The sequence below is a fragment of the Klebsiella pasteurii genome (assembly GCF_018139045.1).
Taxonomy (GTDB): domain Bacteria; phylum Pseudomonadota; class Gammaproteobacteria; order Enterobacterales; family Enterobacteriaceae; genus Klebsiella; species Klebsiella grimontii.
Window position 1 is genome coordinate 5734251 of record NZ_CP073236.1, and the last position, 25278, is coordinate 5759528.

The following is a 25278-nucleotide window of genomic DNA, read 5'->3' on the forward strand; positions in this document are numbered from 1 at the left end:
CGCACCTCAGGCCTGTCGGGATTGTTCGAGTTCGGCCACCGCTGCTTCTGAGAGCGGGACATAGCCGAGCGGTTTTAAGGTCAGCCAGATACGGGCGCTGTCTTCCAGTTCCTCGGCGTTAAACACCGCCTCGCGCAGCGAGCGACCGCTCACTACCGGCCCGTGGTTAGCCAGCAGCGCCGCCGTATGGTCTGCGGCGATTTCACTGAGCGCGCTGGCAATGCCCTCGTGTCCGGGTTTGAAATAGGGCAGCAGCGGCAGCCGTCCGACGCGCATCACGTAGTACGGCGTTAACGGCGGCAGGCAGTTTTCCGGCGTGGTGCACGGTAGACAGGAGAGCGCGGTCAGCCACGGAGAGTGCAGATGTACTACGGCCCCGCAGGAAGGCCGGTGGCGGTACCACGCCAGATGCATAGGGACCTCTTTGGACGGCTTATCGCCGCTGAGATGCACGCCATCGGCATCCAGTCGACTCAGGGTGGCGGCCTGCAGTTCACCCAGACAGGAATTGGTTGGGGTCACCAGATAGCCGCCATCCGCTAGCTTCACGCTGAGATTACCGGAACCGCCGCTGCTGTAGCCGCGCATAAACAGAGAGCGCCCATAGTGGACCAGTTGTTCGCGGAGTTGGTGTTCACTCACCGGATTCATGATGGATACTCCTGGGCCGTAAAAAAGAAATCTTCGTTGCCAAAATTGCCTGACTTCAGGGCCAGCGCCAGGCCGGAAGAGAAGACCCAAGGCACGCCCGGCGCGATTGCTCTGCCGACGGCCAGGCGCTTCACCTCTAGCGCTTCCACGACGGTGCCGGAGGTTTCTCCGCCAGCGACAATAAAAGTATTGATGCCTGCGGCCAGGAGTTTGGCGCTCAGCCGGGCGAAAGTGCGTTCGATTGCCCGGCTGGCGGCCTGTTCGCCATATTTCTGCTGAATGCGCTGTAGCGCCTCTGGCGGCTGGGTGGCATAAAGTAGCGGTGCGAGCGGGTTGCTGACATGCGCCATCGCCCAGGTAGACAGCTCATCGCTGTAGCTTTCGCTATCCGACAGGCAGCGGGCAACGTCAAGCAAACAGGATGCCGCCTGGGCTTTATAGCGGTTGACCTGGCGGTTACTCATCGCCGAACAGCTGCCGGAGAACACGACCGCTCTGACGGGAGAGGGAAAGCGGTGCGGCGACGCGACAGGATGACCGCCAGCGATAGCGGCCAGCGCGCCGCCGAGACCGGAACCTCCGGCCAGTAGCGGATATTCCTGCAGCGCCTGAGCCAGGGTATGGAGATCGGTGTCATCCAGCGTATCGACAATGACGTGGCGCTTCCCTTCAGTCTGATAGCCTTCTAAGGCGTAAGTGACCGCTTCCACACCGCTGCGAATCGTATTGAGAGCGATGTGCCCAACCGCGCTGGCCGTCTGCGCAGCCAGCAGGCGCGGTATGCTGGCATCGGTCATCGGATTTAGCGGATGTTTTTCCATACCGGATTCGTTAAGCAGTACCCCGTTCACATACAGATGGCCGTGGACCACCGTGCGCCCATTTTGCGGCAGGGCGGGGCAGTGAACGATTAGCGGGGCCTGAATGTCGTTCATCAGCGCATCGCTTACCGGGCCGATGTTGCCCGCCGGCGTGGAATCAAACGTTGAGCAATACTTGAAATAGATCTGGCGGACGCCGACGTTTTGCCTTAGCCAGCGGGCGCAGGCCAGGGACTGGGCGACGGCCTGTTCTGCCGGTAAAGCGCGGCTCTTCAAAGAGATGACGATAGCGTCAACCTCTTCGTTCCAGCACTGAGTGATATCGGGCATACCGGGCAGAAGCGCGACTCGCCAGCCCTGTTCAGTCATAAAGCTTGCTATATCCGTTGCGCCGGTAAAATCGTCGGCGATAACGCCAGTAGTGACGGCCATGGATCCACTCCGTTCAAGTTGTTTTCACATTGAACCTATTATTCAGGAGGGCATTTCACATTCACATGATGATTCTCACAAACAGCAACATCACGAAAATGCATGAAATTTGTCTAATTAATTGAAATATAATAGTTAATTCTTTGTTGGCCAGAAATTTATGCTCACAGCTTTCTGTGAAGATTCGTTAAAGTTTGAGAACGCTGGTCGCCTGAGCGCTGGCCGCTCTTTAGCATCGTCTTCCTGAACCGGCGTAACGGTTGTGCATTTTGATCATATTCATCTGTTTAAATGAGATTATTTTTTGCGTCAGTCATCATCCTTTTTATCCGCAATATTTTGCATATTAACCGCTTGCAAAAGCTTACGGAGAATAAGATGGCGGAAAATAAAATGGATAATCGCATCGTTTTTTTTAGCTCGTTAGCAGATGTTTTTTCCCGGGCAACGGGGCTGGCGGCGACGGTAATTAACGGAACAGACGATCGCTTACCCGATTGCTATGCGGGTGCAGAGTTCTTTTCCCTTCCGCTGGTTCAGAGCAATAAAATATGTGGGTATATTATTTTTGACCATCGAGCGGCAACCGATAATAATCATCGCTCGGCGGCGATAAGGCTACTGCATTTCATCGTTAGTCATTACTCAGCGATGGAAGAAGCAGAGGAGGAAGGTGCGAGCCTGGCGCGACAAAAGAGCACTTTTTATTATGCGCAAAAATCGCCGCATGAAATAAAACTGGTGGCTGCTCTGCGCTATATTGATGAACATTTATATGATGAGCTGTCTCTGGAATCTGTTGCCGCCCATGTTTGTCTCAGTGCTAACTACTTCAGCCGTTTTTTTAAAAAGCGTCAGGGCGTAAACTTTAAGGTGTGGGTCAATCAGAAGAAAATGCAGCGTGCCGGAGAGTTGCTCGGTGACCCGGCTAATTCCATAGACAGCGTGGCGCGTAAGCTTCAGTTTGCGCAAACCAGCTACTTTTGCCGGGTGTTTCGCGCTGCTCATCGCACTACTCCTCAGTCGTTCCGCGAACGGAACCTCTGGAGATCTTCACCTCGCATCGGTTAGCCTCGTATTCAGGTTAATACAGATTTTTCCTGGAGCACTCATAATGTGTGCCCGATCGCGGAATTTTTCAATTATGCCCATGGCCATGTAATTAATTCCTATCGGCTCTCTTCATGTCTTCGCTAATAAACAAGTTAACGTGAAAAAATATTGACAACTTAATGCTTTTAATTGCGCATCAATCACGTTGTTTAAATTGTGTTTATTGTAGCGCCTGGGTATCATTGGTTATTATTTGATCGATTATAGTATGCATTAATCATGGAATAGATCAATGACATCTGAGGGTAAAATAAAATATAACACTCGGGGCTAATCTGATGTCCTTGCGCGCTTTTTTTATCTATTAAACAATTTTTGCACGGCGTAAATGGAAGACGTTATGAGAGGAAAAATACCCAAAACTGAATTACTGGTGACCTTTGAGGTTGTGGCTCGCCACGAAAGTTATACCCGGGCAGCGGAAGAGTTGGCTTTAACACAAAGCGCCGTGTTCCGACAAGTTACGGCGCTGGAGGATTTCCTCCATACGTCATTATTTAACCATGCTAAAAAAAGGATTTTTTTAAATGCGGCTGGCAAGCATTATTTGACTATCGTTAAGGAAACGCTTAACAAACTGGAGCGTGATACCAATTCGATTATGACATGGCAACCGACGGTGCAGGTTCTTGAGCTGGCCGTCAACCCTACCTTTAGCACCCACTGGCTAATCCCCAATCTGCGCGAGTTTAATAAATTACATCCGGGCATTATCGTTAATATTCATTCGCTGGCGAATATTGGCGATTTTCTTAGTCGCGAGTACGATGCCGCCATTATGCGCGAGGATTTTTGCTCTCCGTGGGCGGAGGTTGAGTATCTGTTCGAAGAGGAAATTCTGCCGGTGTGCGGCTGCGGGCTGTTGTCCGAACCCGGGCAGAAGCTGGCGGTGGAGGAACTGCTGAGCGAGTTTCCGCTGCTGCATCAAAGCACGCGAATTCACGGCTGGCAGGAGTGGTTTGCGTTATCGAACATCACCAGCCCTCAGATCAACATTGGTCCGCGTTTTGACCTGCTCTCGATGCTGATTGCGGCGGTGCGTTCGAACCTGGGGGTTGCGCTGCTGCCGCGTTTTGCTATTCAACATGACCTGGATAGCGGCGAGATGGTGATCCCCTGCGATGTGCCGATTCGTACCGGAAACCGCTTTATTATGACGTGGCAGGAGGATAAAACGGAATCCCGGCATCTACAGGTATTCCGCGAGTGGCTGCTGCAAAAATCGGTGGTGTCGGCTGCCTGACGGCGTTTTGCAGAGAACTGTGAGCCCGTAGCCCGGTCAGCGCAGCGCCACCGGGAAGAAACCGCGCCGATGTATCAGGCCGGGCACATTCCCCGGAGGCGGCGCTGGTGCGCCTGTCCGGGCTACCGGCCTGCAGCCGACGGTGAACCGGTAGCCAGGCTAAGCGCAGCGCGAGCCGGGTAAAACTACCAGTCAATTCCTACCTGCGCCTGAATGCCCTTGTCAAAGGCATGCTTCACCGGACGCAACTCACTGACCGTATCGGCAAGCTCAAGCAATCGGGCGTGGCAGCCGCGGCCGGTGACAATCACGTTCTGCCCAGGCGGACGATTGACGATAGCGTCAATCACTTCCTGTGGATCCAGATAGTGATACGCCAGCATATAGGTGAGTTCATCCAGCACCACCAGATCGTAGCCCGGGTCGGCCAGCATCCGCTTGCTTTCCTGCCAGACGGCCGACGCCGCTTCAATATCCGCCTCCCGGTTTTGCGTTTCCCAGGTAAAGCCGGTCCCCATAATGTGAAACTCTACGCCGAGCGGTTGCAGAGTGTTGTATTCACCGTTATCCCACTGGCCTTTGATGTACTGCGCGACGCCGACGGTTTTACCATGCCCGACGGCGCGCGTTGCGGTGCCAAAGGCGGCAGTGGATTTGCCTTTACCGTTGCCGGTAAAGACGATCAGAATACCTTTTTGCTCTGTAGCCGCCGCCACGCGGGTATCAACCTGCGTTTTCAGCTTTTGCTGGCGCTGACGGTGGCGGTCAGGATTTCCACGCGCGTGCATAAACCCTCCTTAATGCCCCGCCGGACAGGTTGCGCAGCGATGCTGCTGCTCGAACTGGCTGAAGAAGTTATTACCCTTATCGTCAACCAGCACAAACGCCGGCAGGTTGTCGACTTCCATCATCCATACCGCTTCCATCCCCAGCTCCGGATACTCAAGGCAGCGTAAACTTTTCACATACTGCTGCGCCAGCAGGGCCGCCGCGCCGCCAATACTGCCGAGATTAAAGCCGCCGTGTTTATGGCAGGCGTCGGTTACCTGCTGGCTGCGATTGCCTTTGGAAAGCATGATCAGACTACCGCCTGCCGCCTGAAAAGCATCGACATACCCATCCATGCGTCCGCCGGTGGTCGGGCCGAGCGAGCCGCAGGCCAGATTATTCGGCGTTTTCGCCGGGCCTGCGTAGTAAACGATATGATTGCGCATGTACTCCGGCATCGGCTCGCCGTGATCGAGGCGCTCTTTGATTTTGGCATGGGCGATGTCGCGGGCGACGACAATCGGACCGCTCAGCGACAGCCGGGTGCCCACGGGCAGCGTTGACATCTCGCGGAGGATGTCGCGCAGCGGCCGGTTCAGATCGAGTCGAACGGTCTGCGCCCCGTTTTCGATACGCTGAGAATCAGGAATAAACTTGCCCGGATTATGCTCCAGCTTCTCCAGCCAGATGCCGTGTTTGTTGATTTTGGCTTTGATGTTCCGGTCGGCGGAGCAGGAAAGCGCCATTGCGATAGGGCAGGAGCCGCCGTGCCGCGGCAGGCGAATCACGCGAATGTCGTGGGCGAAGTATTTGCCGCCAAACTGTGCGCCGATGCCGAACTCGCGGCTGGCTTTGAGCAGCGCTGCTTCCAGCGACGTATCGCGAAACGCCTGGCCCAGTTCGTTTCCGCTGGTGGGCAGATTGTCGTAATATTTTGTCGAAGCCAGCTTCGCCACCTTCAACGCCTGGTCCGCCGATAGGCCCCCCACGACAAAGGCGATGTGGTACGGCGGGCAGGCGGCGGTGCCCAGCGCCTTCATTTTTTCAATCAGAAAGGCGGTGAGTTTTTCCGGCTGCAGAATAGATTTTGTTTCCTGAAATAGCGCGGCTTTGTTCGCCGAGCCGCCGCCTTTATTAACGATGAGGAATCGGTATTCACTGCCCGGCACCGCGCTGATATCAATCTGCGCGGGCAGGTTGGTCTGGGTGTTGACCTCGGTATACATATCAAGGGGAGCATTTTGCGAATAGCGTAAATTGTTTTCCTGAAAGGTGGTGTAGATGCCCTGACTCAGAGCTTCCGCGTCGTTACCGCCGGTCCAGACGTTCTGGCCTTTGCTCGCGACGATGGTGGCGGTCCCGGTATCCTGGCAGTTTGGCAGCACGCCTTTTGCTGAGACTTCGGCGTTGCGCAGCAGCTGTAGCGCAACGTATTTATCGTTGCCGCTGGCCTGCGGGTCGTGCAGGATGCTGGCGATCTGCTTTAAATGCCCGGCGCGCAGGAAAAATGAAGCCTCATAAAATGCCTGCTGAGCCAGCAATGTTAACGCCTCCGGCGCAACCTTGATAATCTCTTCCCCATCTAACTCTGTCACTTTAACATGTTGATTCGTTAGTAATTCATATTCGGTATTATCGTTACTCTGAACAAAAAGTTCCTGCCAGACAAAGGGTTTCGACATTTTACTTCTCACTATTTCGCTATAAAGAGATTGGCCTGCGTCGCATGCGCGACATACTCGATGGTCTGCTGGGCGCGGACGCTGTTACCGGCTGCATCCAGCGGAGGGGAGTAGACGGCGATAGCGTATTGCCCGGGAACGACGGCGACCATTCCGCCGGCAACCCCCGATTTCGCCGGGATACCGACGGTGTAGAGCCATTTGCCGCTGCCGTCGTACAGTCCGGCAATCGCCATTTCCGCCAGCACCTGCGGGACGTAACGCTCATTAAGCAACTGCTTGCCGTTGAACGGCGATTTGCCCTTATTGGCGAGTACGACCCCCATTTTGGCGAGCTGCTCGACGGTGATATCCACTGAACACTGGCGGGTATAGATTTCAACGGCTTCCTGAGGGTCGCCATAAAAGCTGTGGTATGAATTCATCAGCATCGCCAGCGCCTGGTTATGCTGGTTGGTCTCCATTTCGGATTGAAATACCGGCTCATTAACGTGCAGCGAACTATCGGCCCAGGCGTTGAGGTTGTTGAGAATGTTGTTCCAGCGTTCGGTTTTGTCTTTCGCCGCAATCAGGCTCACGGTACTCATGGCGCCGGCGTTGACTAACGGGTTCTCTGGCGCGCCTTGCGTGAGCTCCACGGCTAAACCGGAGTTGAAGGGCAGGCCGGTGGCATTGGCGCCAAGTTTATCCAGCACCTCCTGCGGCCCGCGCTGTTCCATCGCCAGCGCCAGGGTGAAGACTTTGCTCAGGGATTCCATCGGAAAGGCTTTTTTCACGTCGCCGGTCTGGTAAATTTTGCCTTCGACCGTGGCGAGCGTAATGGCGAAATTATCCGGGCTATAGCTCGCCAGAGCAGGGATATAGTCGGCGACTTTACCATCGTGGTTGCTCTTATATTTCTGATGCGCCTGCTCGATAATACTGGCGTAGTCCGGCCCGCTTTGCGCCTGCGCGGCGGCGCCAAACAGCAAACTGGCGGTTAAGATGCAGGCGCCGAAAAATTTTACGTTCATGGTGTGTCCTGTTGGGATGATTGGAGGGAACCGGGCCGGACGTATCCGGCCTGGGGCTCATAGCCATTTTGCTGTCAGGACATCGCCACTTCGGACGTTTCGCTGGCAGGGCGCTCCTGTTCCGGTTTTTTGACCGGGGCGGTACCGCGGCAGCCTTCACCGTAATGCTCGCCTTCCCAGCGGCCAACGATGGCGGCGCCCATGGCGTTACTCATTACGTTGGTGGCGGAGCGACCCATATCGAGGAACGGATCGACGCCCATCAGCAGAATCAGGCCCGCTTCCGGAATGTTGAACTGGTTCAGCGTCGCGGCGATAACCACCATTGACGCGCGCGGTACGCCTGCCATCCCTTTGGAGGTCAGCATCAGGATCAGCAGCATGGTGATCTGCTCGCCCATGCTGAGATGGACGTTGCAGGCCTGGGCGATAAATACCGTGGCGAACGAGCAGTAGGCCATGGAACCCACCAGGTTAAAGGAGTAACCGATGGGCAGGACGAAGCTGGCGATTTTTGAAGAGACGCCGAATTTTTCCAACTTATCGAGGGTGCCAGGGAAAGCGGCTTCTGAGCTGGATGTGGTGAAAGCCAGCAGCGCGGGCTCGAGGATCGCTTTGGTCAGACGGCTGATGCACGGTCCGACAATCACCGTCGACAGGCCAATGAGGATCGCCCATAGCATGCCCAGCGTCAGGTAGAACTCGCCCATAAAGATCCCGGCGCTGACCATCACGCCCAGACCGCGTTCGGCAATCAGTCCGGAGATGGCGGCGAAAACGGTCAGCGGTGCGAACAGCATCACGTATCCCGTTAGCTTCAGCATCACGTGGACCAGCGAATCGAGCACCTTCACAATGGGCTCGGCTTTTTCGCCGATCGCCGCCAGGCTGCAGCCGAGGAAAATGGAGAACACCACGATTTGCAGAATTTCGTTGCGCGCCATGGCATCAACGATGCTGGTTGGCACCGCGTGCGAGATAAACACTTTCAGCGTGAAGGGTTCGGACTGAACGGCGGCCACGGCTCCGGCATCGTGGGGGACAAAGTTGATCCCCGCGCCTGGCTGGAACAGATTGACGATCACCAGGCCCAGCGCAATCGACAGCAGCGAGGCGCAAATAAACAGGAAAAAGGTTTTAGAGAATATACGCCCGAGCGTTTTCGCATCGCCCATTTTGGCGATGCCGACTACCAGCGTGGATATTACCAGCGGGGCGATAATCATTTTTACCAGGCGTAAAAATATAGTGGTAAAAATGGAGATATCCTGCGCATAGGATTTTGCTGTATCTACTGATGCCATATTATTAATGATCACCCCGGCAATCATGCCGAGTATCAGGCCTAATATGATCATTTTGGTTAAACTTATTTTTTTCATATTTACTCCATCGGAACAGGGTTAGTCGGTGAAGGGGTGTAGGGCGGCGTACGCCTGCGCCAGCTAACAGCGCAGACGTACGCCTGTGGTGACCAACCGCATAAATTGTCTGGAATACAGTGATACAGCGAAATCCTGTACCCCAATGGATGTTGTTGTATTTTTATATCCGTTGTCTTTCAAGCTGCATTTTTGTTGGCTGCTTTTGCTCATCCCAGTCACGTAAGGATGTACGCTCCTGGGGATGAATGAGGGACATCCATGTCCCTCACCGAAGGCAGCCTCCGGCTGTTCAAATTCGTTCCTGACGAATTTGTCTCTCAGTTGCCGCCTCAACTCAACTCGAAATCTATTGGATATAGAATTAGAAATCGAACTCAATACTTAATAGCGGCGCATGCTGCTGAGCGCCATAAACATCATTGTCTCCGACGTTGCCGGAAATAATATCCCGCGGCATGACAATTTTTACCGCGTTGGCCGGATCGAACCAGACAATACGATGAATAAAATCAGGCTTCACGTTGTATAAACCAGCAATGAGCTGCGGGGTTAATAGTTCAGAACGTTTTACCCGCTGATAATCCTCCCGGGTTTTAAATAAAATATCTAAAACCAGTTCGTACGGTCCGGCGTTTTTGGAACGGATCACCTGCGCCAGTGAGCATAGGGATTGTTTCATGCCTGAACTCCTTCTGGCGTCACCTGTTCGATATGGAAGTCAAAGCGCAGCGCGTCGCTGGCTTCAATCAGGTGATAAATTGAGAACTCATATACCGGGCCGCTCTGAATATCGGACGGCGAGAACGGGAAGGCGAGGTTGCCCGCGGTGGCAATGCGGTTTTCATAGCCGTAGTGCAGCAGGGTAGAGCGCACCAGCGAGCAGACGCTGTTGGCGATATCCTGGGTCGGCGCAACCACATCGAGCAAAATGCCCAGTTCATGCCCGGCGGTTTTCATCGGCTCGTGATTGCCCATCACGCCGTTTTTTCCATACAGATGGAAGGTCATGCGGATGCTGTCATCGTTCAGGGAGAGGTTGCGTGCGACGCTGGTCTGTACCTCTTCAAGAATATTATCGATTCCGGCAATCATGATCGGGTCGCGCGTTCCGGCAATGGTCAGGCAGCGGAAGCCGACCCGCCGCGCGCCTTCCAGCTTCAGCGCGTACGGTGTCGTTTCATGACGAGAACCGCTGACGTAAACCTCGCCCTCCTTGACGGCTTTAAAGGTGCATCCTTTCAGGTTCAGCACCCCGCCCGGACCGGGCAGGAAGTAGGGATCGGACTTCTCGTACAGCGTATGCGCCGCCGCGGACGTTTCGGTAAACTTACGCTTTGGATTGAACGCCTTCAGCGTAAAGCCGTTGTCGTCGATAATCCCCATCGCGCAGTCGGAGCCGGAGCCCGGCGTGGCGGCAATGGCCGCGCATTCGAGGATCTTGCCGCAGTGCAGAGCAAGTCCTTCATCAAAGCCCTGCATGATAGGCAGCGCCGCGAAGCAGACCGGATCGTACGCCCGCCCGCCCAGTACCACCTGGGCGCCGGCCTTCAGCGCCCGCTGGAAGGGTTCGATCCCCATCTGGGCGACGATATAGGTGCTCTCTTCGATGGCCTCGTGGGTCAGCTCCGGCACAAAGTCCAGGGCGGTGATTTTGCCGTTATCCAGCGCCTGATGAACGATCGCTTTATCGACATCAGACGGGATCAGCGCCATGGAGAACGACAGATGTTCTTCCTGCGCAATCTCATGGATTATCTGCCGGCACCACTCCAGATGCGGCGCGGCGCCGGATCCTCCGGCGGTGCCGATCACCACCGGGATATTGTTTTTCACGCCGGCCACGATCATATAGCGCAGATCGCGTTTCACCCCGGCCCGGTCGGTAAAGGGTTTGCCTGCCCCCAGGTAGTGGGGGCCGGGATCGGATGAACCGGCGTCAACGGCAATCAGATCCGGCGACTCCTCCATGGCTTTACGAAAGCTCTCTTCCGGGAAGCCGTAGCCGAGGATTGCCGTCGGCGATAAGATTTTAAAGGTACGAGCCATCTCTTAATCCTTAGCCTGCAACAGCGCGATGGTGCGGTTCATTTCGTTAAACACGATGTTGAGACCTTCGTCGAAGCCCATCCCCGGCTTGATCAGCATGCGCATCGGACGCGCGGCCAGCGCGACGTGAACGCAGGTGCGGGCGCTGATCTCGGTTTCGTTACAGGTACCACCCTGATAGGCTTCCATCGCGTGTTTGTTGCAGTACAGCACCGCGTCCACGATGTTATGAATGCCGCCGAGATCCGGAGTTTTGATCTGCACCATGTGGCAGCTGCCGGCATCGGTAAAGTCAACAATATCCTGGTAGGTGTTACACCACTCGTCGGCGACAATTTTTACGCCGGAACCGAGGCGGGTCAGCTCTTTGGTAATGGCGGTCAGCATGCGGATCTGGTCCGGTTTGTTACCCGCATCCACCGGGCCCTCTATATAGAGCGGCAGACCCTGCGCCTCTTTCTCCAGGCTGGCGATGTAGTCGGCGCAGCGAACCGGGTCCATATCGAAAATCAGGCCGATGGTGCCGTATACGTCGATATGCAGCGTTGGGCGATAGCGGGGGCTGGCGCGCAGGCTCAGGATGCGATCGGACAGCCAGCGCACGTACTCACGCAGCTTTTCGCCTTTCAGGCCCAGCTTCTCTTCGACGTTGTTGATCAACGCATGCGGCAGGACGTCAACGCCCTTGAGGATCATTTTGTCCACGGCGATGTAGCGATCGTCGCCGCTCTGACCAAATAACGGAATCGCTTCCGGGATGCAGGGCAGCTGCCATTCGTCGCAAACCACCTCTGCCTTCAGGCGACCGCTGGCCAGCGCGGTCGCATCAAGTAGCGCCTGGGAAAGACCGTAGCGGACGGCGGTATGCAGCAGATGGCCGTCGATGCGCAGCTTGTCGAAGAAGCGGGCGTTCGGCAGGAACGTATCGACATCGCGACCTTCCAGCAGCGGTTTAATATGATCGTTGAGGAACGGGATAAAGTTCTCCGCCAGGAACAGCGGGTCGCGGCCGCCCGCGCCCGAGTACTGTACGGCGGCACAGTCGCCGACCGCCACCGCGCCGTTTTCCAGAATCAGCTGGACGGACACGCATTCACCCGCCTGGCGTACCGAGGTGAAGCCTGGCGTTACCGGAGCACCGGTATAAATGAATCCATCATGACCCGCGCCGTTTTTAATCGCCTGCTGATCGTCAAAATAGAATGAAGAGTAGCCAGCGGTGAAAAGGGCCTGTTTAATTTTCATTATGGTCTTCCTATTAATTTACTGTGGGATACCGCGTTAATGTCATCAACAACCATCTGGAATGAGGGTTTACGTCCTTCAAATTGCGCGCGCTCGGCGACGTAATCGTGGTGCAGGGCGAGGATGTCTTTCGGCAGCGGTACCGCGCCGGCTTCAAGCACGCGGATAGCGCCGGAATTGTCGCGAACCGGCAGAATTTTGCCCGCGTTGCAGGAGGCCGGCGCGAAAGGCACGTCCAGAACGCCCGCCTCGAAGGCCAGCACCGTACCGCGGGCGATATCGCCGTTGCCCAGCTCGAATACTTTCTTCAGTACCGCGCGGACTTCGCTTTTAATCAGTTCCACTTCTTGATCAACGGCGGCGCAGGGCGGGAATTTCTGATCGCTGACCATATTGAGGATCTGGCGGGATGCCCTCAGCCCTTGCGCGTTGGCCGCCGCGGTGGGAATACCGAACGCTTCGTGCGGGCTCTTGGTGATCACTTTGGTGGCGCCGGACATCCCGGCCACCGCCGCGCCCCAGGAGATAATGGCGAATGCTTTCGATTCATCTTCCGGAAAGCCGCCCATCCACTGGTGGAAGACGGTACTCAGCTCATAATCGTCGAAACCGTAATTGCCGAAATACTCGTGGGAGAGCTCGCGAAGAGATCGAATGGCTGCGATGTCCTGGGTCAGGCTGCCGACCTGGCCGTAGCCGACGGTGATCGACTTGACGCCCTGTTCCAGCGCCAGCAGGCCTTCGATAATCGCCACCGCGTGGGACATAAACGGCGGGATCAGGGTTCCGGTCAGCGGGCCGAACGGTTCGCGGTTAATGCGGATACCGTGTTCTTCATACAGGCCCATCAGGCGGTCGCAGTACTGCCAGTCGCGAATCGACTTTTCCAGGGTGACGCGCTTGGCATAGGGAATGTTGTAGGAGATACCGCCGCCTTCGTAGCTGGTAAAGCCGCTGGCCATGGAGATTTCCGCCAGCAAACGCGCGTCCGGCGTACCGTGGCGTACCTGGACCGGTTTTTCCAGCGCTTCAGTCATCCGCCGGCAGGCCGCGACGCCGTGGTTAACCACCGGCAAACCGTTCAGTTTGGAGGTTCCCGCTTCGATAGATTTCTGGATCCCGACCGCCGCTTCTTCATAACGGTTGAGGCGGGTATAGGCATCGATGGTGCTCGGCAGCAGATCGCACTCTTCCTGCAGGGTTTTGAGTAGCGCAATGTGTTCATCCATCAGCGCCACGCCCGCGCGCGGCTGGCTCAGGGTTTTACCTTCCTGGTCGGCCTTCAGCAGAGCGTGAGAAAAGCGTTTTTTCTCAGGAATGGTTTGCTGGTACTTCACGCCATCTTCGAAGTGCTCAACGTCCTTGCCGGTATGCCAGGTCTGTAATACCTGATGCCGCTCGGTCATGAATTCGTCATGGGTTAATTTTTTATTTCGAAGTTCCATTCGTAGCTGCCTTCATTTATAGGGTTAAACAGTGAATGCTGGTGCGAGCGGCGAGCTCGGGGTAGAGCCTGGCAACGTTTGCCAGCAGCGGAAGCAGGCCTTTTGCATCGCGGTAATAGTCAAACCGGGTCGGTAAGAGAATGCGTCGGCCGTCGTCATCCAGTTCGCGATATTTCAGCCAGCTCTGGATGTCGAAGCGGGTGGCGCGGGAGAGCCATCCGCCGGAACCCACGACTTTGCGCACCGTGGTCAGATCGCGGCCCATCTGTAAATCGACGTTGCCCACGCAGGTGCACACCTGCTTTTTGGTGCCCGCGTGGCGTTCGCTGGCGTAGCCAACGCACAGCCCGGCCAGCACGGTGTCGAAATATTTTTCTTCCTCGTTGGCCGGCAGGTAATCCGGCTGCGCGACCAGATGGCGTAAATAGCCGTAAAAGGCTTCCAGACGTTGGGGCTGGTGGGCAAACACCGCGTTCACCAGCTCCCGGGTACTTTCACCGACCACGACCGCCGAAACGCGCATGCCGAGATCGCCTTCCACCGTCCGTTTCACAAATGGTTCCGGCACCCCGTGTAGAACGGTATCCGGGGAGAGCGTGTTGGCGCAGGCTGAGTAGACGTCGGTGGTTGCCCCGCCCATGTCAATCAGCATGAACTCTTTCCACGCGCTGTCGTAATGGCTGATGGTTTTCACCAGCTCGTAGACGGTCCACGGCGTCGGCATCGGTTCTTCGCCGGTTTCAGCGACGATAACGTCCAGCCCTTTGCCTTTGACGATGCGGGATAAGAAGACATCGCAAATCGCCTTGCGGGCAGCGTACGGATTCGGGTGATCGAGGTCGGGCAGAATATTGTCTACCGTAGTCAAATCTTTGTGGCCGAGGATGGCCTGAACCTCGTCCTGAATATCGCGGTTTCCGGCATAGATAATGGCGCAGTCAAGCTTTGACTCCGCCAGCGCGTGGGCGTTGGCCAGGCCGTAGCTCTCCTCGCCGCCGTCGGTTCCGCCGGTAAACAGCAGGATATCCGGCGGTGTGGCTTCCAGCTCCTGGATATCATGACGGTTGAGTTTGTAGGCGTAGTATTGGGCTATTTTGGCCCCCGCTGAATGGGCGGTGACTTTCGCTGATTCCAGGGTAATAGACGGCACCAGCCCCATCGCCGCGACGGCAAGGCCGCCTTTTGCCGATGAAGAGTATTTCAGCGTCACGTCACCGCGGTTCAGTAGCAGGCGCGCATCGGCAACATTAAGCACCTGGTTCAGGCTGGCAAAAAAACCTTCCGCCAGGTGATGGGTAGTGGTCGGGGTCAGAACGTGGTTTACCAGCGTCAGCTCATCCCCCTCCTGTGCGAAGAGGGCCGCTTTGGTCCACGTCGAGCCGATATCGACAGAGACGGTTTGCATCAGATAGCCTCTTCCAGACACTGCTGCTCAACGCCGTGGCGCAGGTTAATGTCGTTCGCCATCAGCTGGCAGACGTCTTCCAGATCGTGGCTTGGGGCAAAGACGCGATTGAAACCCATCTCTTTGAATTTGGCCTCGACGTCGGCAAAATCATGTTTACCCACCACCAGGTTGCCGCCAACGTACAGGAGGATGTCGCCGATACCGCGCTCGATGCAGCGTTCGCGCAGCCCCAGGCAGTCGATGTCGCCGTGGCCGTAAATAGACGACACGACGATGGCATCCGCACCGGTTTCGATAGCGGCATCAATATATTCATCCTGACTGACCATCACGCCCAGATTGATTACGCGAAAATCATGGGCAGTAAAAACGCGGTCCAGGACTTTGTTGCCTACTGCATGGCAGTCAGCACCAATGACGCCAATAACAAGTGTTGATTTCTTCATGGGTAATCCTCTGTAAGGCTGATGGTATAAAAATAAAAACGACTTTCTAATATTTGCAGCGTTGAAGATGGCTGCCTGTTAATAGGGCTGGAGTGTCTGTGGTTCGCCCAGGGGAAGCAATTGATCTATTTTCAGAATATCTTTCAAAAAACTCTCGTTTTTGATTTTTCTTGAAAAATTTCTTTTATATCAATTGGTTAATTTTCAATTCACTGTCTGGGTTTATTTCCGTTTGAATCCTGATAATAAATATATTGCGATGTTTGTGAGCAAGGTCTTATTTTATATTTCGCCTTGATTTTTCTTTCGCTAATAAGCGATGAATACACTTCTTTAAATTTTTCTGTGAGCGTAGTAACGGAATTTATGTGCTGGTTTTTATATGTGGCGCGGGCGATTTGTTAGATTAAAGATATAAAATAGTGATTTGTGCGTTTTATATTTCATTTTTGTTGAGGAAAGAGGGGCTGGCAAGCGCCTCATGGCGAGGGTAAGAGCGCGATGTAAGTGATGCCGCGAAACAGGAGGGCGCTTTGCATCACCAAAAGAAAAAAGAGGAGCGGCGCTGCATTTACTTGATAATGAGATAGTTGCGCAGTTGTGTTAATCGAAAGTAAACGCAATGATAAATCTAATAAGGAAAAAATTTATAACATTAACTTGATAAAAAAAATCTGTGAGCTACGCGGCATTATCGACTGATAGCCACATTTACGTGGTCAGCGTTAATCTCATTAAATTCCCCTCAGCGACGAAATAAATGGACTATCATTTTCAGTAACCGATGATACTGTTGAAAAACATATTGTTAACCTAACGTTTACCTGTGAGGCACACGGTATACATAATTAACATTTAAAATGAAAATTGATTTAAATCAATGTTTAAAACTTGGAAAAGAACGCGAAAAGGAGTTAAATTGTCGCGGATCAAATTGACCGAAATCTGGTATTTTCGCTATAAATTGATCGCTGTCGAAAACTGCAAATTTATCACAATAAAAACCTATTTATTGTAAGGGTTTTGCAGCGTAATATAATCACGGGATCAATTTGGGTGTTTTGTTAACATGTTTGTAACTTTTCAGTGCTTCCGTTTTCTTGAAAGAGAACACGGGCGTAGCGAGAAGAAGCAAATAAATTTGTATTGGGGCATGCGTGTGACCCTTTCTAACGGGGTTCACTCTCGGAGTCTTCATGCGATGAGCAAGGAGTCATGATGTTAGATATAGTCGAACTGTCGCGCTTACAGTTTGCCTTGACCGCGATGTACCACTTCCTTTTTGTGCCACTGACGCTAGGTATGGCGTTCCTGCTGGCCATCATGGAAACGGTCTACGTCCTTTCCGGCAAACAGATTTATAAAGATATGACCAAGTTCTGGGGCAAGTTGTTTGGTATCAACTTTGCTCTGGGTGTGGCAACCGGTCTGACCATGGAGTTCCAGTTCGGGACTAACTGGTCTTACTACTCTCACTACGTGGGCGATATCTTCGGTGCGCCGCTGGCCATTGAAGGTTTGATGGCCTTCTTCCTCGAATCTACCTTTGTAGGTCTGTTCTTCTTCGGTTGGGATCGTCTGGGCAAAGTTCAGCACATGGCTGTCACCTGGCTGGTGGCGCTGGGCTCCAACCTGTCGGCGCTGTGGATCCTTGTCGCTAACGGCTGGATGCAGAACCCGATTGCGTCGGACTTCAACTTTGAAACCATGCGTATGGAGATGGTCAGCTTCTCCGAGCTGGTTCTGAACCCGGTCGCTCAGGTTAAGTTCGTTCATACCGTGGCGTCAGGCTACGTGACTGGCGCGATGTTCATTCTTGCCATCAGCTCCTGGTATATGCTCAAAGGCCGCGACTTCGCTTTTGCCAAGCGCTCCTTCGCTATCGCAGCCAGCTTCGGTATGGCGGCGATTCTCTCCGTTATCGTTCTCGGTGATGAATCCGGCTACGAAATGGGAGACGTCCAGAAGACCAAACTGGCGGCTATCGAAGCAGAATGGGAAACTCAGCCTGCTCCGGCGGCCTTTACCCTGTTTGGTATTCCTGACCAGAAGGCGCAGGAGAACCGCTTCGCGATTCAAATCCCTTACGCGCTGGGCATCATTGCGACCCGCTCCGTGGATAAACAGGTTACCGGCCTGAAAGACCTGATGGTTCAGCACGAAGAGCGTATCCGTAACGGGATGAAAGCGTACGCGCTGCTGGAGCAATTGCGTGCCGGTTCAACCGACCAGGCCGTGCGCGATCGGTTTAACGACGTGAAGAAAGATCTTGGCTACGGTCTGCTGCTCAAGCGCTATACCGACAACGTCTCTGACGCGACGGAAGAGCAGATTGCGTTGGCGACCAAGGATTCTATTCCTGCCGTTGCGCCGCTATATTTCGCCTTCCGTATCATGGTGGCGTGCGGCGTACTGATGCTGTTGATTATCGGTGCCTCCTTCTGGAGCGTGATTCGCAACCGCATTGGTGAGAAAAAATGGCTGCTGCGTGCCGCGTTTTATGGTCTGCCGCTGCCGTGGATTGCCGTTGAATCAGGCTGGTTTGTTGCCGAGTATGGTCGCCAGCCTTGGGCTATCGGTGAGGTGCTGCCAACGGCTGTCGCGAACTCGTCGCTGACCGCAGGCGACCTGATCTTCTCAATGGTGCTGATTTGTGGCCTGTACACGCTGTTCCTGGTGGCTGAACTGTTCCTCATGTTCAAGTTTGCCCGTAAAGGACCAAGCAGCCTGAAAACCGGTCGCTATCACTTTGAACAGTCCTCTGCGGCTATTCAGTCGGCACGCTAAGACAGGAGTCGTCAAATGATCGATTATGAAGTATTGCGTTTTATCTGGTGGCTGCTGATTGGCATTCTGCTCATTGGTTTTGCTGTCGCCGATGGCTTCGACATGGGGGTGGGGATGCTCACCCGTTTCCTCGGTCGTAACGACACCGAGCGTCGAATTATGATCAACGCCATTGCCCCGCACTGGGATGGAAACCAGGTGTGGCTGATTACCGCCGGCGGCGCGCTGTTTGCCGCCTGGCCGATGGTCTACGCCGCCGCGTTTTCCGGCTTCTATGTAGCCATGATCCTGGTGCTGGCGTCTTTATTCTTCCGCCCGGTGGGTTTCGACTACCGCTCGAAGATTGAGGACAACCGCTGGCGCAACATGTGGGACTGGGGCATCTTCGTCGGCAGCTTCGTGCCGCCGCTGGTGATTGGCGTGGCGTTCGGCAACCTGCTGCAGGGCGTTCCGTTCCACGTTGATGAATATCTCCGCCTGTACTACACCGGTAACTTCTTCCAGCTGCTGAATCCGTTTGGCCTGCTGGCCGGTATTGTCAGCGTGGCGATGATCCTGACGCAGGGCGCGACCTACCTGCAGATGCGTACCGTGGGTGAACTGCACCTGCGCACCCGCTCCGTTTCTACGGTAGCGGCGCTGGTGACGCTGGTCTGCTTCGCGCTGGCGGGCGTTTGGGTCTACTACGGCATCGACGGTTATGTGGTGAAATCGGTGATGGATCATACCGGCCCGTCTAACCCGCTGACCAAAGAAGTCGCGCGTGAAGCCGGTGCGTGGATGGTGAACTTTAATAACATGCCGGCGCTGTGGGCGATTCCTGCTCTGGGCGTGGCGCTGCCGCTGCTGACCGTCATCTCGACCAAAGCGGACAAAGGCGCGTGGGCGTTTCTGTTCTCCTCATTGACGCTGGCGTGCATCATTCTGACTGCCGGTATCGCCATGTTCCCGTTCATTATGCCGTCAAGCACGGCGATGAACGCGAGCCTGACCATGTGGGACGCGACCTCCAGTCAGCTGACGCTGAACGTGATGACTTACGTAGCGATTGTCTTCGTACCGATTATTCTGGCCTACACCACCTGGTGTTACTGGAAAATGTTCGGTCGCATTACGCGCGAAGACATCGAAAAGAACACCCATTCGCTGTACTAAGGTAAGGAGCTATATATGTGGTATTTCGCATGGATTTTGGGAACGCTTCTTGCCTGTGCCTTTGGGGTGATTACCGCGCTGGCGCTCGAACACGTGGAAGCGACCAAAGCAGGTAAAGAAGAACACTGATGAGTATTATCGTGATGCGATATACGAAATCATTCGGGTTGCATCGTGGCGGCAAGTCTGTGAATCCCCAGGAGCTTACGCAAGTAAGTGACTGGGGTAAGCAGGCGTAGCCAACAAAGAGGCGACGTGAATGATAAAGTATATGTATGCGATAATGGACAAGCGCCCGTTAAGGGCGCTTTCCTTATTGATGGCGCTGGCTTTGGCGGGCTGCATCTTCTGGGATCCGTCGCGCTTTGCGGCCAAAACCAGCGAGCTGGAAATTTGGCACGGTTTCCTGCTGATGTGGGCGGTTTGTACCGGCGTTATCCACGGCGTGGGCTTCCGTCCGCGCGCCATTCACTGGCAGGGAATTTTTTGTCCGCTTATCGCTGATATTGTGCTCGTTTTGGGCCTGTTCTTTTTCTTCTTTTGAATAAGAAATCTCTGTTAACCATATGGGCTTGCATAAGCCCATAAAAATTTACTCCTCGTTTACTTTCCCCCATTCCAAACCACGATTCCCGCGCGTATAGTAGCGAAGTTTGAAAGCACTAACCTTTTGTTGCATTACCGGGATGTAAAGTGAATACAACGCTGTTTCGATGGCCGGTTCGGGTCTATTATGAAGACACCGACGCCGGTGGTGTGGTTTACCACGCCAGCTACGTCGCTTTCTATGAAAGAGCACGCACAGAGATGCTGCGCCATCATCACTTCAGCCAACAGGTTTTGCTGGCTGAACGAGTTGCCTTTGTGGTTCGCAAAATGACTCTCGAGTATTTTGCGCCCGCCAGACTCGACGACATGCTCGAAATTCAGACGGAGATAACCGCAATGCGCGGTGCTACTCTGGTTTTCACGCAGCGAATCGTCAACGCCGAGAACGTCGTTTTGAATGAAGCCGAGGTTCTTATCGTGTGCGTTGATCCACTCTTAATGAAGCCTCGTGCGCTTCCCAAGTCTATTGTCGCGGAGTTTAAGCAGTGACTGAGATGAATATCCTTGATTTGTTCCTGAAGGCGAGCCTTCTGGTTAAACTTATCATGTTGATTTTAGTTTGTTTTTCCATCGCCTCCTGGGCCATCATTATTCAGAGAACGCGTATCCTTAACTCGGCGTCACGTGAAGCCGAAGCGTTTGAAGATAAGTTCTGGTCCGGTATCGAGCTTTCTCGCCTGTATCAGGAAAGCCAGGGCCGTCGCGATAATCTGACCGGTTCGGAACAAATTTTCTACAGCGGTTTCAAAGAGTTTGCCCGTTTGCATCGTGCGAACAGCCATGCGCCGGAAGCGATTGTCGAAGGGGCATCGCGCGCGATGCGTATTTCGATGAACCGCGAGCTGGAATCCCTGGAGACCCACATCCCGTTCCTCGGTACGGTCGGCTCTATCAGTCCGTATATCGGTCTGTTCGGCACCGTTTGGGGGATCATGCACGCCTTTATCGCGCTGGGCGCGGTAAAACAAGCGACGCTGCAAATGGTGGCGCCGGGTATCGCAGAAGCGCTTATCGCAACGGCAATTGGTCTTTTTGCCGCTATTCCGGCAGTTATGGCCTATAACCGTCTGAACCAGCGCGTGAACAAACTTGAGCTGAACTACGACAACTTTATGGAAGAGTTCACCGCTATTCTGCACCGTCAGGCGTTTACCAGCAGCGAAAGCAATAAGGGGTAAGCCATGGCCAGAGCACGTGGACGCGGGCGTCGCGAACTGAAGTCCGAGATCAACATCGTTCCGCTGCTGGATGTCCTGTTGGTGCTGCTGCTGATCTTTATGGCGACAGCGCCGATCATTACGCAGAGCGTAGAGGTCGACCTACCGGACGCAACGGAATCGCAGGCGGTGAAAAGCAATGATGATCCGCCGGTGATCGTTGAAGTTTCCGGTGTCGGACAGTACAGCGTGAAAGTTGGCCCGGAAACGCTATCGCAGCTGCCGCCGGAACAGGTTATTGCGGAAGCCAGGCGTCGACTTGAGGCGAATGAGAAAACGGTGTTCCTGATCGGCGGCGCTAAAGAGGTGCCATACGATGAGATTATTAAAGCGCTTAACCTGTTGCATAGCGCAGGGGTTAAATCGGTTGGCTTGATGACCAAGCCGATCTAATCGCTCGCAATATGCACGCCCGCCAGCATGTCGGCTTTGGGACAACAGCGTCTCGTGGCCAACGTCATATAACGGGAACAGGCGAACAGTTTTTGGGAACCGATAGTGTCAAAGGCAACCGAACAAAACGACAAGCTTAAACGAGCGATCATAGTATCAGTCGCGCTGCACATCGTATTGATAGCGCTGCTGATCTGGAGTTCGTTTGACGAGCATCTAGATGCTTCTGCCGGTGGCGGCGGGGGGTCCTCTATTGATGCGGTAATGGTCGATCCGGGGGCGGTTGTGAAGAATTATGACCGCCAACAGCAGCAGCAGGCCAGCGCCCGACGCGCCGCCGAGCAGCGTGAAAAGCAGGCTCAGCAGCAGGCGGAAGAGCTACGTGAAAAACAGGCCGCCGAGCAGGAACGGCTGAAACAGCTGGAACAGGATCGTCTGCAGGCGCAGGAAGCGGCTAAAGAGGCGAAAGAGCAACAGAAACAGGCGGAAGAAGCCGCGGCGAAAGCTGCCGCAGCGGCCAAAGCCAAAGCGGACGCACAGGCGAAAGAGGCGCAGGAAGCTGCCGCCAAAGCTGCCGCTGACGCGAAAGCGAAGGCCGATGCTCAGGCGAAAGCAGCCGAAGCGGCCGCGGCGAAAGCAGCGGCGGATGCGAAGAAACAGGCAGAAGCGGAAGCCGCGAAAGCGGCCGCGGACGCGCAGAAGAAAGCCGAAGCCGATGCGGCGAAGAAAGCTCAGCAGGAAGCTGAGAAGAAAGCGCAGCAGCAGGCAGAGAAAAAAGCGCAGCAGGAAGCGGCGAAACAGGCTGCTGCTGAAAAAGCCGCCGCCGAAAAAGCGGCGGCAGCCAAAGCTGCAGCAGCAGAGAAAGCCGCCGCGCAGAAAGCTGCTGCTGAGAAAGCGGCAGCCGACAAAGCCGCTGCAGCGGAAAAAGCCGCCGCCGAGAAAGCCGCGGCAGCCAAAGCTGCAGCAGCAGAGAAAGCCGCTGCGGACAAAGCGGCGAAAGCCGCCGCCGCGAAGAAAGCCGCTGCGGCCAAAGAGGCCAATGGCGTTGACGATCTGCTCGGCGACCTGAGCTCCGGTAAGAATGCGCCGAAAGGTAATACCAGCGGTAGCGCTGGGGGCTCATCTCCTGCTAAAGGAAGTAAGCAGGGGCAGGGTGGGGCATCCCAGGCTGAGATTAACAGCTATATTTCACAGGTTCAGGCTGCCATTAAAGGTCATCTCTACGACTGGGATACCTACAAGGGTAAAACCTGTACTTTACGTGTGAATCTGGCTCAGGATGGAACGCTGTTAAGCGTGAAATCGGAAGGCGGCGATCCGGCTTTCTGTCAGCAAATGCTGGCGGCAACGAGCCGGATGACGAAGTTCCCTAAACCGCCGTCGCAGGCTGTTTATGAAACATTCAAAAATGCGCCACTGGACTTCAAACCTCAGTAATCGTTTTCCCCGTTTATGCGGGGAAAACAAACTTCGGTAGTCCCAGGGTTTTGGTAGTTTTGTGTATTTGAGTTTGTTAACATTCTGCTAAATTATCGTGGGCTTTCCGCCTGGATAAGGGAGATATGATGAAGCAGGCATTACGAGTAGCATTTGGTTTTTTAATGCTGTGGGCGGCAGTGCTGCACGCAGAAGTACGTATCGAGATTACCCAAGGGGTCGACTCGGCACGCCCAATCGGCGTTGTGCCGTTCCAGTGGGCGGGGCAGGGTGCTGCGCCGGAAGATGTGGGCGGTATCGTGGCGGCTGACCTGCGCAACAGCGGCAAGTTTAACCCGCTCGATCGCTCGCGTCTGCCTCAGCAGCCGGGTAGCGCTCAGGAAGTGCAGCCAGCGGCATGGTCTGCGCTGGGCATTGACGCCGTCGTGGTGGGGCAGGTGACGCAAAACCCTGACGGCTCCTACAACGTGGCCTACCAGCTGGTTGATACCGGCGGCGCGCCGGGCACCGTGCTGGCGCAGAACTCATTTAAAGTCACAAAACAGTATCTGCGCTATGCCGCGCATGCTGCCAGCGACGCCGTATTTGAGAAGCTGACCGGCATCAAGGGTGCCTTCCGTACCCGTATCGCCTATGTGGTACAGACCAACGGCGGCCAGTTCCCGTACGAACTGCGCGTATCCGACTACGATGGCTACAACCAGTTCCTCGTTCACCGTTCCACCCAGCCGCTGATGTCTCCGGCCTGGTCTCCGGACGGCGCGAAGCTGGCCTACGTGACCTTCGAAAGCGGTCGTTCTGCGCTGGTTGTGCAGACGCTGGCTAACGGCTCCGTTCGTCAGATTGCTTCGTTCCCGCAGCACAACGGCGCGCCGGCGTTCTCGCCGGACGGCAGCAAACTGGCCTTCGCCCTGTCGAAAACCGGTAGCCTGAACCTGTACGTGATGGATCTGGGCTCTGGTCAGATTCGTCAGGTGACCAACGGTCGTAGCAACAACACCGAACCAAGCTGGTTCCCGGATAGCCAGAACCTGGCCTTTACTTCCGACCAGGCGGGTCGTCCGCAGGTGTACAAAGTCAATATTAACGGCGGCACGCCGCAGCGTATTACCTGGGAAGGTTCACAAAACCAGGACGCTGACGTGAGCGCTGATGGTAAAACTATGGTAATGGTAAGCTCGGCCGGCGGTCAGCAGCACATTGCCAAACAAGATCTGGAAGCGGGTGGTGTGCAGGTTCTGTCATCAACGTTTTTAGATGAAACGCCAAGTCTGGCACCTAACGGCACTATGGTAATCTACAGCTCTTCTCAGGGGATGGGATCCGTGCTGAATCTGGTTTCTACAGATGGGCGTTTCAAAGCGCGTCTTCCGGCAACTGATGGACAGGTAAAATCACCTGCCTGGTCGCCGTATCTGTGATAATAAATAATTGATTATTAAAGGAATCAAAGAAATGCAACTGAACAAAGTGCTGAAAGGGCTGTTGATCGCTCTGCCGGTTATGGCAATCGCGGCGTGTTCTTCTAACAAGAACGCCAGCAACGACCAGAGCGGTGAAGGCATGCTGGGTGCCGGCACTGGTATGGACGGTAACGCTAACGGCGGCAACATGTCTTCCGAAGAGCAGGCTCGTCTGCAGATGCAACAGCTGCAGCAGAACAATATCGTTTACTTCGATCTGGACAAATACGATATCCGTTCTGACTTCGCTGCAATGCTGGACGCGCACGCAAACTTCCTGCGTAGCAACCCGTCTTACAAAGTGACCGTAGAAGGTCATGCGGATGAGCGTGGTACGCCGGAATACAACATCGCTCTGGGCGAGCGTCGTGCTAACGCCGTTAAGATGTATCTGCAGGGCAAAGGTGTTTCTGCTGACCAGATCTCCATCGTTTCTTACGGTAAAGAAAAACCTGCAGTACTGGGCCACGACGAAGCGGCTTATGCCAAAAACCGTCGCGCCGTACTGGTTTACTAAGA

The 25278-nt window shown here is 54.7% G+C and carries 24 protein-coding genes; 12 read left to right on the plus strand and 12 right to left on the minus strand.

The window, feature by feature from the left end; genetic code table 11:
- Positions 1-6: 6 nt before the first annotated feature.
- Complete coding sequence (otnC, locus tag KCG39_RS26735) at positions 7-651, minus strand: 3-oxo-tetronate 4-phosphate decarboxylase (RefSeq protein ID WP_004130547.1); 645 nt, start codon at positions 649-651, stop codon at positions 7-9.
- A complete protein-coding gene (gene otnK / locus KCG39_RS26740) occupies positions 648-1904 on the minus strand; it encodes a 3-oxo-tetronate kinase (protein WP_004130550.1) in 1257 nt (418 codons plus the stop codon). The genes otnC and otnK overlap by 4 nt, the downstream gene beginning before the upstream one ends.
- Positions 1905-2282: 378 nt before the next feature.
- On the opposite strand from otnK, the gene KCG39_RS26745 reads away from it, so the two are divergent.
- Together KCG39_RS26745 and KCG39_RS26750 are read left to right on the plus strand one after the other, a co-directional pair.
- Positions 2283-2975, plus strand: a complete 693-nt coding sequence (locus tag KCG39_RS26745; RefSeq protein ID WP_139529665.1) for a helix-turn-helix transcriptional regulator — start codon at positions 2283-2285, stop codon at positions 2973-2975.
- Positions 2976-3357: 382 nt separating this feature from the next.
- Positions 3358-4260: a LysR family transcriptional regulator gene (locus tag KCG39_RS26750; RefSeq protein WP_004130553.1), complete on the plus strand. Its 903-nt coding sequence runs from the start codon at positions 3358-3360 to the stop codon at positions 4258-4260.
- A gap of 185 nt (positions 4261-4445) precedes the next feature.
- Here KCG39_RS26750 and cobO read toward each other — a convergent pair whose 3' ends face one another.
- From cobO to glmS, 10 genes are all read right to left on the minus strand, one after another.
- Positions 4446-5048 carry a cob(I)yrinic acid a,c-diamide adenosyltransferase gene (gene cobO, locus KCG39_RS26755; protein WP_004130554.1) on the minus strand — a complete coding sequence of 201 codons (603 nt, stop codon included), beginning with the start codon at positions 5046-5048 and terminating at the stop codon, positions 4446-4448.
- 9 nt (positions 5049-5057) lie between these two features.
- Entirely contained in the window at positions 5058-6710 is a 1653-nt protein-coding gene (locus KCG39_RS26760; RefSeq protein WP_142467796.1) for a class I fumarate hydratase, read from the minus strand.
- An 11-nt stretch (positions 6711-6721) separates the two neighbouring features.
- A complete protein-coding gene (glsA, locus tag KCG39_RS26765) occupies positions 6722-7723 on the minus strand; it encodes a glutaminase A (protein WP_004130558.1) in 1002 nt (333 codons plus the stop codon).
- A 74-nt stretch (positions 7724-7797) separates the two neighbouring features.
- Positions 7798-9105: a dicarboxylate/amino acid:cation symporter gene (locus KCG39_RS26770; protein ID WP_004130560.1), complete on the minus strand. Its 1308-nt coding sequence runs from the start codon at positions 9103-9105 to the stop codon at positions 7798-7800.
- A 364-nt stretch (positions 9106-9469) separates the two neighbouring features.
- The gene (locus KCG39_RS26775; RefSeq protein WP_004130562.1) at positions 9470-9787 is read right to left on the minus strand and encodes a DUF4387 domain-containing protein; all 318 of its coding nucleotides are present in this window, start codon (positions 9785-9787) and stop codon (positions 9470-9472) included.
- Positions 9784-11154: an acyclic terpene utilization AtuA family protein gene (locus tag KCG39_RS26780; RefSeq protein WP_142467795.1), complete on the minus strand. Its 1371-nt coding sequence runs from the start codon at positions 11152-11154 to the stop codon at positions 9784-9786. The genes KCG39_RS26775 and KCG39_RS26780 overlap by 4 nt, the downstream gene beginning before the upstream one ends.
- Positions 11155-11157: 3 nt before the next feature.
- Positions 11158-12399, minus strand: coding sequence for a methylaspartate ammonia-lyase (locus KCG39_RS26785; RefSeq protein WP_004130566.1), 1242 nt, complete (start codon positions 12397-12399; stop codon positions 11158-11160).
- Positions 12399-13844, minus strand: coding sequence for a methylaspartate mutase subunit E (locus KCG39_RS26790; protein WP_142467794.1), 1446 nt, complete (start codon positions 13842-13844; stop codon positions 12399-12401). Before KCG39_RS26790 ends, KCG39_RS26785 begins: the two co-directional genes overlap by 1 nt.
- Positions 13845-13860: 16 nt before the next feature.
- Complete coding sequence (gene glmL, locus KCG39_RS26795; protein WP_087828657.1) at positions 13861-15249, minus strand: methylaspartate mutase accessory protein GlmL; 1389 nt, start codon at positions 15247-15249, stop codon at positions 13861-13863.
- On the minus strand, positions 15249-15698 hold the full coding sequence (glmS, locus tag KCG39_RS26800) for a methylaspartate mutase subunit S (RefSeq protein WP_004130572.1): 450 nt from the start codon (positions 15696-15698) through the stop codon (positions 15249-15251). Before glmS ends, glmL begins: the two co-directional genes overlap by 1 nt.
- 1218 nt (positions 15699-16916) lie before the next feature.
- On the opposite strand from glmS, the gene cydA reads away from it, so the two are divergent.
- The 10 genes from cydA (at position 16917) to pal (ending at position 25276) form a co-directional block, all read left to right on the plus strand.
- Complete coding sequence (gene cydA / locus KCG39_RS26805; RefSeq protein WP_004130574.1) at positions 16917-18485, plus strand: cytochrome ubiquinol oxidase subunit I; 1569 nt, start codon at positions 16917-16919, stop codon at positions 18483-18485.
- A 15-nt stretch (positions 18486-18500) separates the two neighbouring features.
- Positions 18501-19640, plus strand: coding sequence for a cytochrome d ubiquinol oxidase subunit II (gene cydB, locus KCG39_RS26810; protein ID WP_004130575.1), 1140 nt, complete (start codon positions 18501-18503; stop codon positions 19638-19640).
- A gap of 15 nt (positions 19641-19655) precedes the next feature.
- A complete protein-coding gene (gene cydX / locus KCG39_RS26815) occupies positions 19656-19769 on the plus strand; it encodes a cytochrome bd-I oxidase subunit CydX (protein ID WP_004100325.1) in 114 nt (37 codons plus the stop codon).
- A gap of 130 nt (positions 19770-19899) precedes the next feature.
- Positions 19900-20184, plus strand: coding sequence for a cyd operon protein YbgE (gene ybgE, locus KCG39_RS26820; RefSeq protein ID WP_004130577.1), 285 nt, complete (start codon positions 19900-19902; stop codon positions 20182-20184).
- 149 nt (positions 20185-20333) lie between these two features.
- The gene (gene ybgC / locus KCG39_RS26825) at positions 20334-20738 is read left to right on the plus strand and encodes a tol-pal system-associated acyl-CoA thioesterase (RefSeq protein WP_004130578.1); all 405 of its coding nucleotides are present in this window, start codon (positions 20334-20336) and stop codon (positions 20736-20738) included.
- Entirely contained in the window at positions 20735-21427 is a 693-nt protein-coding gene (gene tolQ, locus KCG39_RS26830; protein WP_004100332.1) for a Tol-Pal system protein TolQ, read from the plus strand. Before ybgC ends, tolQ begins: the two co-directional genes overlap by 4 nt.
- A 3-nt stretch (positions 21428-21430) precedes the next feature.
- On the plus strand, positions 21431-21859 hold the full coding sequence (gene tolR, locus KCG39_RS26835; protein WP_087828655.1) for a colicin uptake protein TolR: 429 nt from the start codon (positions 21431-21433) through the stop codon (positions 21857-21859).
- Between the two features lie 105 nt (positions 21860-21964).
- The gene (gene tolA, locus KCG39_RS26840; RefSeq protein WP_211811501.1) at positions 21965-23296 is read left to right on the plus strand and encodes a cell envelope integrity protein TolA; all 1332 of its coding nucleotides are present in this window, start codon (positions 21965-21967) and stop codon (positions 23294-23296) included.
- A gap of 128 nt (positions 23297-23424) precedes the next feature.
- On the plus strand, positions 23425-24717 hold the full coding sequence (gene tolB, locus KCG39_RS26845; protein ID WP_004130584.1) for a Tol-Pal system beta propeller repeat protein TolB: 1293 nt from the start codon (positions 23425-23427) through the stop codon (positions 24715-24717).
- A gap of 34 nt (positions 24718-24751) precedes the next feature.
- Positions 24752-25276, plus strand: coding sequence for a peptidoglycan-associated lipoprotein Pal (pal, locus tag KCG39_RS26850; protein WP_004100337.1), 525 nt, complete (start codon positions 24752-24754; stop codon positions 25274-25276).
- Positions 25277-25278 lie beyond the last annotated feature (2 nt).

What these genes read in the sequence shown, in the direction of transcription:
- tolB (WP_004130584.1), top strand. Translation starts at nt 23,425, where the DNA reads ATGAAGCAGGCATTACGAGTAGCATTTGGTTTTTTAATGCTGTGGGCG.
- glmS (WP_004130572.1), bottom strand. Translation starts at nt 15,698, where the DNA reads ATGAAGAAATCAACACTTGTTATTGGCGTCATTGGTGCTGACTGCCAT.
- cydA (WP_004130574.1), top strand. Translation starts at nt 16,917, where the DNA reads ATGTTAGATATAGTCGAACTGTCGCGCTTACAGTTTGCCTTGACCGCG.
- KCG39_RS26785 (WP_004130566.1), bottom strand. Translation starts at nt 12,399, where the DNA reads ATGAAAATTAAACAGGCCCTTTTCACCGCTGGCTACTCTTCATTCTAT.
- cydB (WP_004130575.1), top strand. Translation starts at nt 18,501, where the DNA reads ATGATCGATTATGAAGTATTGCGTTTTATCTGGTGGCTGCTGATTGGC.
- KCG39_RS26770 (WP_004130560.1), bottom strand. Translation starts at nt 9,105, where the DNA reads ATGAAAAAAATAAGTTTAACCAAAATGATCATATTAGGCCTGATACTC.
- KCG39_RS26750 (WP_004130553.1), top strand. Translation starts at nt 3,358, where the DNA reads ATGAGAGGAAAAATACCCAAAACTGAATTACTGGTGACCTTTGAGGTT.
- otnK (WP_004130550.1), bottom strand. Translation starts at nt 1,904, where the DNA reads ATGGCCGTCACTACTGGCGTTATCGCCGACGATTTTACCGGCGCAACG.
- tolR (WP_087828655.1), top strand. Translation starts at nt 21,431, where the DNA reads ATGGCCAGAGCACGTGGACGCGGGCGTCGCGAACTGAAGTCCGAGATC.
- cydX (WP_004100325.1), top strand. Translation starts at nt 19,656, where the DNA reads ATGTGGTATTTCGCATGGATTTTGGGAACGCTTCTTGCCTGTGCCTTT.
- glmL (WP_087828657.1), bottom strand. Translation starts at nt 15,249, where the DNA reads ATGCAAACCGTCTCTGTCGATATCGGCTCGACGTGGACCAAAGCGGCC.
- KCG39_RS26780 (WP_142467795.1), bottom strand. Translation starts at nt 11,154, where the DNA reads ATGGCTCGTACCTTTAAAATCTTATCGCCGACGGCAATCCTCGGCTAC.
- glsA (WP_004130558.1), bottom strand. Translation starts at nt 7,723, where the DNA reads ATGAACGTAAAATTTTTCGGCGCCTGCATCTTAACCGCCAGTTTGCTG.
- cobO (WP_004130554.1), bottom strand. Translation starts at nt 5,048, where the DNA reads ATGCACGCGCGTGGAAATCCTGACCGCCACCGTCAGCGCCAGCAAAAG.
- KCG39_RS26790 (WP_142467794.1), bottom strand. Translation starts at nt 13,844, where the DNA reads ATGGAACTTCGAAATAAAAAATTAACCCATGACGAATTCATGACCGAG.
- KCG39_RS26745 (WP_139529665.1), top strand. Translation starts at nt 2,283, where the DNA reads ATGGCGGAAAATAAAATGGATAATCGCATCGTTTTTTTTAGCTCGTTA.
- pal (WP_004100337.1), top strand. Translation starts at nt 24,752, where the DNA reads ATGCAACTGAACAAAGTGCTGAAAGGGCTGTTGATCGCTCTGCCGGTT.
- otnC (WP_004130547.1), bottom strand. Translation starts at nt 651, where the DNA reads ATGAATCCGGTGAGTGAACACCAACTCCGCGAACAACTGGTCCACTAT.
- KCG39_RS26775 (WP_004130562.1), bottom strand. Translation starts at nt 9,787, where the DNA reads ATGAAACAATCCCTATGCTCACTGGCGCAGGTGATCCGTTCCAAAAAC.
- ybgE (WP_004130577.1), top strand. Translation starts at nt 19,900, where the DNA reads ATGATAAAGTATATGTATGCGATAATGGACAAGCGCCCGTTAAGGGCG.
- KCG39_RS26760 (WP_142467796.1), bottom strand. Translation starts at nt 6,710, where the DNA reads ATGTCGAAACCCTTTGTCTGGCAGGAACTTTTTGTTCAGAGTAACGAT.